The following is a 3,084-nucleotide window of genomic DNA, read 5'->3' as shown; positions in this document are numbered from 1 at the left end:
TACGATATTTACCTAATTTGCCACACTTATAAGTAGTAACCCACCTCCGCAGCCATTTATTGGTGTGGTCTACAGAGAATTATGTCTTTTTAGAGGGGAAAATCCCTAGAACCCCTTGATGGAAGATACAGAAAAAAACGTCGTCAGTACTATTAACTATGCTAATGACCAGAAGCTGTATGGCTCGAAATTTGCGGGGCAAGTGTGTTTTAAAAAAACGTACTCTTCTTTAGCTGCAGCTAAGCGGCAGTTAAAGCTGCAAATCCACAAAAGTTTCGGCTGCGATGTTTCATTTTCGAAAAAAGTACTCTGCTATACAAACAGTTTTGGTGGGTACAAGTATCAAGAAAATGATATTGCTCTGAGCCCATTCAAGGTGAAGAACTCTGGCTTGGTAGATATTGCTGGTAACTCAGTTATTTACTTTACGTCTCAAGAGCAGTCGTCAATTAAAGAAAGCTTACTTAGTAAGTTAAATTTAATTGAAAGTAACGCGGAGCTAGACGATTCCGTTCGTAAACCGCTATCAAAAGCCTTAACTAATGGCTTTCATGATTGTGACCTTCGATATGGTTTTGATTATTGTCTGCAGCGTTTGGCGTGGTTAGCTGGTCAATATGCTATTTCTTTTGATCAAAGTAAGGATGGTTTTTCAGTATGTCATGTGTTAGCGCGCGACATGGCCTGTGAAGCCGAACTTTAAAATAAACAAGCCCAGTTTCTAACTGGGTTTTTTTATTTTAAACCAGTGATATTTGTTAGTGTACAATGCAGGCTACTGACTGAAGCAAGAGGAATATATGAGAAGTTTATCTGTGATAGTTATCACAAAAAATGAAGAAGATAGAATTGAAAGGTGTCTTGCGTCAGTTAAGACAATTGCAGATGAGATTATCGTTTACGATTCCGGCAGTACTGATAGAACAATGGAGATTGTTCAGAAGTACACAGAATACGCTTATGTAGCGAGCTGGGATGGGTATGGTGTTCAAAAACAAAGAGCTTTAGATAAAGCGACATGTGACTGGGTTTTATCAATTGATGCAGATGAAGAGGTTGATGCTGAACTGGCCGCTGAGATCAAAAACATTTTGAATCAAAGTTCCATAAAGCAGAACGCATTCAAAATGAGATGGAAAAATATCGTCTTTGGTAAACCTACGAGATTTGGTAGAACGGCCCGAGCCCCATTGCGGCTATTTAAGCGCGAGGGCGCTAGATTCGATGAAGCTATTGTGCATGAGAAGGTTCTTTACGATGGGGAAGCTGGTTTCATTAAAAAAGGTTTTTTAAATCACTATTCTATACGTAGTTTTGAGCATTTACTTTATAAGAACCGGCTTTACGCAGTGTTGATGGCTGAGAAAAAATACTCAAAAGGGAAAAAGAGTTATGGCATCCCGTTGGCTGTTATTAGAGGGCTGATTACGTTCATACAAATATACATCTTCAGGCTTGGCATTTTGGATGGAAGCAGAGGGTTAATTTATGCAGTTATCTATGCTCAGTATACCTTTAATAAGTACGCCGGTCTGTGGGCGTTGGAACAACAAAAACCTGATAGACAGAAACCTGTTAGTGACTAAGAGTAAAGATCGTGTAAGTGGGCTTTTCTCTATTATCAGTTACTAATGGTTAGTTTTGCCTTCTTTTTGCACTGATGCTATTAAGCCACGACTGCAGCCAGTGATATCTTGAATTTCCGTCCACGAATAGCGGGAACCGTCAGGTTTAGTTGATAGCAGTAGTTGCCCTATTTTTTCTCGCCGGTCATTATTTCGTGGACGTCCTTTGTATTTTCCAAGCGCTTTTGCTTTTTGTACTCCCTGGCGCTGCCTCTCTTTACGCAGCTCATAATCCTTCCTGGCAAAAATTGCCATCAAGTCAATGATGAGATTGTTGATTATCCGCATGATTGCACCTGTAATTTCATCACTGGCATCGGCCAGTGTGTGTGTGGTCGGTACATCGATGGCGATTATGCGAATGCTGTTGTCTGCTAATTCTGATTTAAGCTTTTGCCAGTCGCTATCAGTGAGTCGGGTAAGACGGTCTATAGATTCAATTACAATCGCATCCCCTGGAGCACAAATATCTAGTAGTCGAATAAGCTCAGGCCGACTGAGAGTTGTGCCAGTCTCGTTCTCAATAAAGTTAGCTGTGATTGATATATTGAGTGATGCGGCAAAATCAGAGATCGCACTTATGGCGCGATTGGAATCTTGCTCTTTTGTTGAAGCACGTAAATACCCATAGAATCGCATATTAGTCTTTTTTACATAGGTTCTTATATTACGGTCTAATATACATCAGCTGGGAGAGTTATAGAACCGGCTTTTAACGGTACTGTAAAGGTATACCCTAAATGACCAAAAAGTTTTTCTGTTAAAAGTTTAAGGTAAATAGCTTGGTATAATCACTGCAATTAAAAACTGAGCTGGAGAAAGTGGTGCCAAATAAAAAGTGTTCGTTCGAACGATCTAAGTCCGATGCTCTTAAATGTAAAACAAGATTGGAATTTGGAAAGTCCTACGCAAGCTCTTATCAATTCGCTAGGAAAGGAGGATTTTTAGATCAGATATGTGGTCACATGCCATCCCAGTTCTCAAACTCAAGAAAGTGGCCACTTAACAAATGTATGGCTTCTGCTTCCAATTATGAAACTAGAAATGAATGGCAAGAGAATGTTCGTGGAGCTTACGAAGCTGCTCGAAGAAACAATTGGCTTGAAGTCTGCTGTAAACATATGCAATCGGGATATGAAAAAAATCTGGTGTGGACACTAGAGGCCTGTAAAAGATCGTCATCTAAGTATGAGAGTAAGCAGGAGTGGCGAGAAAATGAACCTAATGCCTATCATGCGGCTTGCTCAAAAGGCTGGTTGAAAGTATGTCAGGTACACATGCCGCAACATCATAAATTGAAGCAGATGTATTCTTTTTCTGAACTTTTGTCTATTGCACAAAGTTTTGGCTCTAGGACAAAGTGGTTTCGAGGTCATAGATCTTGGGGTTCTAGGGATTTTCCCCTCTAAAAAGACATAATCCTCTGTAGACCACACCAATAAATGGCTGCGGAGGTGGT

Annotated in this window: 3 protein-coding genes; 2 read left to right on the top strand and 1 reads right to left on the bottom strand. The window is 40.2% G+C overall.

Annotated elements, in window-relative coordinates; genetic code table 11:
* Window positions 1-118 precede the first annotated feature (118 nt).
* Window positions 119-703, top strand: a complete 585-nt coding sequence (locus tag J5X92_RS20745) for a hypothetical protein (protein WP_208806422.1) — start codon at window positions 119-121, stop codon at window positions 701-703.
* A 97-nt stretch (window positions 704-800) separates the two neighbouring features.
* Window positions 801-1,586 carry a glycosyltransferase family 2 protein gene (locus J5X92_RS20740; protein ID WP_208806421.1) on the top strand — a complete coding sequence of 262 codons (786 nt, stop codon included), beginning with the start codon at window positions 801-803 and terminating at the stop codon, window positions 1,584-1,586.
* A 42-nt stretch (window positions 1,587-1,628) separates the two neighbouring features.
* Here J5X92_RS20740 and J5X92_RS20735 read toward each other — a convergent pair whose 3' ends face one another.
* A complete protein-coding gene (locus J5X92_RS20735; RefSeq protein WP_208806420.1) occupies window positions 1,629-2,264 on the bottom strand; it encodes a recombinase family protein in 636 nt (211 codons plus the stop codon).
* Window positions 2,265-3,084 lie beyond the last annotated feature (820 nt).

The sequence above is a fragment of the Alteromonas sp. K632G genome (genome assembly GCF_017653625.1).
GTDB lineage: Bacteria > Pseudomonadota > Gammaproteobacteria > Enterobacterales > Alteromonadaceae > Alteromonas > Alteromonas naphthalenivorans.
Note: the sequence above shows the minus strand (reverse complement) of the source record. Positions and strands in the feature narration are given on the sequence as shown.